We start from the raw sequence: 4,052 nt of genomic DNA, 5'->3' as shown, positions 1-4,052 counted from the left end.
TGGTGGCCGAAAAAGGCTGGGTCAGCCCCGATTACAGCGAGGACGCCGCCGCCGCTTACATGAAAGGCCAAGACCTTGTCATCTCGGTCGATCTTGGGCTGGGCGAGGGCAAATCCACCGTCTGGACCTGCGATCTGACTCACGGCTATATCGAGATCAACGCGGATTACCGCTCGTGAAAACCGTATTAGTGTCTGCTGTCGCCCTGATCGACATCGAGGGCCGCGTCCTGCTGGCCCAACGCCCTGAGGGCAAATCCATGGCCGGTCTCTGGGAGTTCCCCGGCGGCAAGATCGAACCCGGCGAAACCCCCGAGGCCGCATTGATCCGCGAATTGCACGAGGAACTGGGCATCGACACCTGGGCCTCGTGCCTCGCGCCGCTGACCTTTGCCAGCCACAGCTATGATGACTTCCACCTGCTGATGCCGCTGTTTGCCTGCCGCAAATGGGAGGGCATTCCGCAGTCGAAGGAAGGGCAGGCGCTGAAATGGGTGCGCGCGAATGAGTTGCGGAACTACCCGATGCCAGCGGCGGATGTGCCGTTGATTCCGATTTTGCGGGATTGGTTGTGAGAATAGAATCTCAAAAAACGTTCTGATGCTTAATAAGGACTAATTCCGATTGCTTAAGATTTTCACGATTCTGACAGGTTTCGTGCTTCTCGCGTTGATTGTTTATTTGCCATTCGAACTTGCTGCTTGCGATGAGATGATGAAGGAACACGGAGCCGTCTTCATCTGCTTGCCGATCACCTTTCTTGCAATACCGGTACTTTCTGTAACTTTCTTGGTGCTGTTGGTTTTCTTTCTGAGATCGAGAAAACAATAGTCAGATTTGTTCTTCTAGACTGGAGTGAGTGTGCACCTCCAACAAAGCATAGGACCGTCCACGCACCCCTGTTACAATTCGTAAGAATTGAGAAAACATCAGGCAAAACTTGACGCTGATCGTTCTCGTGCTCCTAATCGGAGCACTGGCGTCCGGGGGTGATCCCGGGGTCCGCCATTTCCGGCCAGGGGAGAGGGGCCGGGTGGGGAGGAGAGGAAGATTGGCTCAGACGCAGTCGGGCGCTGAAGGGGTGCACTCCCTTCCGGCGCTGTTACACCGCAATGCCACGCAGTTCGGGGATGCCCCGGCCTATCGGGAAAAGGAATTCGGGATCTGGCAATGCTGGTCTTGGGCCGAAACGGCCAAGGAAATCCGCGCCATCGCGCTGGGGTTTCTGGAGCTGGGCGTTGAGAAAGGCGACCATATTGCCGTCATAGGCCGCAATCGACCGGCACATTACTGGTCGATGGTCGCGGCGCAGATGGTGGGCGCGGTGCCGGTGCCTCTGTATCAGGATTCGGTCGCCGAAGAGATGGCCTATGTGCTGGAACATTGCGGCGCGAAATATGTTGTCTGCGGTGATCAGGAGCAGGTCGACAAGGTCATCGAGATTCAGGAGAATCTGCATCAGGTCAAACACATCCTCTACACCGACAAGCGGGGGATGCGGAAATACGACCACAGCCAGATGAACGCGCTGGACGACATCATGGCCGAGGGCAGCGCCGGTCATGCCCGGTTCGATGCGGAGCTGGACAAGCGCATTGCAGCGATCACCTATGACGACACATGCGTGATGCTTTACACCTCGGGCACCACGGGCAAGCCCAAGGGCGTGGTGCTGTCGAACCGGAACGTGATCGAAAGCGCCAAGAACTCGGCCGAGTTCGATCATCTGACCCGGAACGAGGATATCCTGTCCTACCTACCGATGGCTTGGGTGGGGGATTTCATCTTTTCGATCGGTCAGGCCTATTGGTGCGGGTTCTGCGTGAACTGCCCCGAAAGCGCCGACACGATGATGACCGACCTGCGTGAAATCGGGCCGACCTATTTCTTCGCCCCACCGCGTGTGTTTGAAACACAGCTGACCAATGTGATGATCCGGATGGAGGATGCTGGCAAGTTCAAGCAGCGCATGTTCCACCACTTCATGGCGCATGCCAAAAAGGTTGGCGGTCTGCTGCTGGATGGCAAATCCGTAGGCTTTGCGGATCGGATGAAATACGCGCTTGGCAATCTGATGGTTTACGGTCCGCTCAAGGATACTCTGGGCTATGGCCGGTTCCGGGTGGGCTATACGGCGGGTGAGGCAATTGGGCCGGAAATCTTTGATTTCTATCGCTCTTTGGGGATCAACCTGAAGCAGCTTTATGGTCAGACCGAGGCCACCGTGTTCATCACCGTGCAGCCGGATGGCGAGGTGCGCGCCGATACGGTGGGCGTTCCGGCACCGGATGTAGAGTTGAAGATCGACGATAGCGGAGAGATTCATTACCGCTCGCCCGGTGTGTTTGTTGAGTATTACAACAATCCGGACTCCACGGCCTCGACCAAGGATGCCGAGGGTTGGGTGGCCACCGGGGATGCTGGTTTCATCGAGGAAGGCTCGGGCCATCTGCGCATCATCGACCGCGCCAAAGACGTGGGCAAAATGGCTGACGGGTCGATGTTTGCGCCGAAATATGTCGAGAACAAGCTGAAGTTCTATCCCGATATTTTGGAGGTCGTGCTGTTTGGCAACGGCAAGGACCGCTGTGTGGCCTTCATCAATATCGACCTGACGGCGGTGGGCAACTGGGCGGAACGCAACAACGTGGCCTATGCCTCTTATCAGGAACTGGCGGGGCATCCCCGTGTATTAGAGACGATTCGCGCCCATGTGGAAGCGGTGAACAAGTCGGTTGCGGCGGATGAAATGCTGTCGGGCTGTCAGGTGCATCGCTTTGTGGTTCTGCATAAAGAACTGGATGCGGATGATGGTGAGATGACCCGGACGCGCAAAGTGCGGCGTGGCTTTGTTGAAGAGAAATTCAGCGACATCATCGCGGCGCTTTATGACGGGTCAGGAAGCGTCTCGACCACCACCGAAGTGACGTATGAGGATGGCCGCAAGGGCTCGATCTCGGCCACGTTGGAGATTGTCGATGCGCCGGTTGTTCCGGTCGCGCAGCACAAGGTGGCGGCGGAATGAGGGTGCCGAGCGCCGCTCGACCTGCGGTCATCGCCCCGCCCGCCATCCCGTTTTTGCGTAAGTCTGGGAGAGGCTGATGCTGGATAGTTCCGAAGGATATGTCACCGAAGATGGTCGCAAGATCGGCGGTGTGGTGATGGAGATGAAGAACATCACCCTGCGGTTTGGCGGTGTGGTGGCGATCAAGGATATCTCGTTCGACATTCGTGAAGGCGAGATCAGGGCGATCATCGGGCCGAACGGGGCGGGCAAATCCTCGATGCTGAACGTGATTTCGGGGTTTTATGTCCCGCAGGAAGGTGAGGTCTGGTTTCACGGTGCGAAACGCCCACCGATGCGGCCCTATGAGGTGGCGCAGCAGGGGATTGCGCGGACGTTCCAGAATATCGCTTTGTTCGAGGGGATGAGTGTGCTCGACAACGTCATGACGGGGCGGTTGAGTTTCATGAAGACCAACATCTTTCAGCAAGCATTGTGGAAGGGCAAGGCTGAGGCGGAAGAAGGTGAGAACCGTGAAGCGGTTGAAAAGATTATCGACTTTCTGGAAATTCAACACATCCGCAAGACGCCGGTGTCGCGCCTGCCATACGGGTTGAAAAAGCGTGTCGAACTGGCCCGTGCGCTGGCGGCTGAACCCAAGCTGCTGCTGCTGGATGAACCGATGGCCGGGATGAATGTCGAAGAGAAAGAGGACATGAGCCGCTTTATCCTCGATGTGAATGATGAGTTCGGCACCACCATCGCGCTGATCGAACACGATATGGGCGTGGTGATGGACCTGAGCGACCGGGTGGTCGTGATGGACTACGGCAGAAAGATCGGCGACGGCACGCCCGATGAGGTGCGCAACAACCAAGAGGTCATCGACGCCTATCTGGGGGTCAGCCATGACTGACAGACGGAACGCGGCAAGAAAATTCGTCGAATTTTCTCGGGTGGTCGACCCGGTGACATCTGATCGGAGGGTCCTTTGATGCCTGAACAACTCGTATTCGCGATGGAGGTGATCCTCAACGGTCTGATGGCCG

4 protein-coding genes are annotated in these 4,052 nt (G+C 57.0%); all 4 read left to right on the top strand.

Features of this window, described 5'->3' with window-relative positions; genetic code table 11:
* On the top strand, positions 1-179 hold a 179-nt coding region (locus tag MPJ51_RS03470), incomplete at its 5' end, for a bifunctional ornithine acetyltransferase/N-acetylglutamate synthase (protein WP_298382049.1).
* On the top strand, positions 176-574 hold the full coding sequence (gene mutT, locus MPJ51_RS03465) for an 8-oxo-dGTP diphosphatase MutT (RefSeq protein WP_170411003.1): 399 nt from the start codon (positions 176-178) through the stop codon (positions 572-574). The genes MPJ51_RS03470 and mutT, both read left to right, overlap by 4 nt.
* 476 nt (positions 575-1,050) lie before the next feature.
* Complete coding sequence (locus MPJ51_RS03460; protein ID WP_298381783.1) at positions 1,051-3,024, top strand: AMP-binding protein; 1,974 nt, start codon at positions 1,051-1,053, stop codon at positions 3,022-3,024.
* A gap of 76 nt (positions 3,025-3,100) precedes the next feature.
* On the top strand, positions 3,101-3,919 hold the full coding sequence (locus MPJ51_RS03455) for an ABC transporter ATP-binding protein (RefSeq protein ID WP_298381780.1): 819 nt from the start codon (positions 3,101-3,103) through the stop codon (positions 3,917-3,919).
* Positions 3,920-4,052: the final 133 nt, after the last annotated feature.

Source organism: Ruegeria sp. (assembly GCF_028066395.1).
Lineage (GTDB): Bacteria > Pseudomonadota > Alphaproteobacteria > Rhodobacterales > Rhodobacteraceae > Ruegeria.
The sequence above is the reverse complement of the archived record's forward strand: the minus strand, read 5'-3'. Positions and strand labels throughout refer to the sequence as shown.

Excerpts from the sequence above, each read along its gene's own strand:
- MPJ51_RS03455 (WP_298381780.1), top strand. The coding sequence starts at position 3,101 with ATGCTGGATAGTTCCGAAGGATATGTCACCGAAGATGGTCGCAAGATC.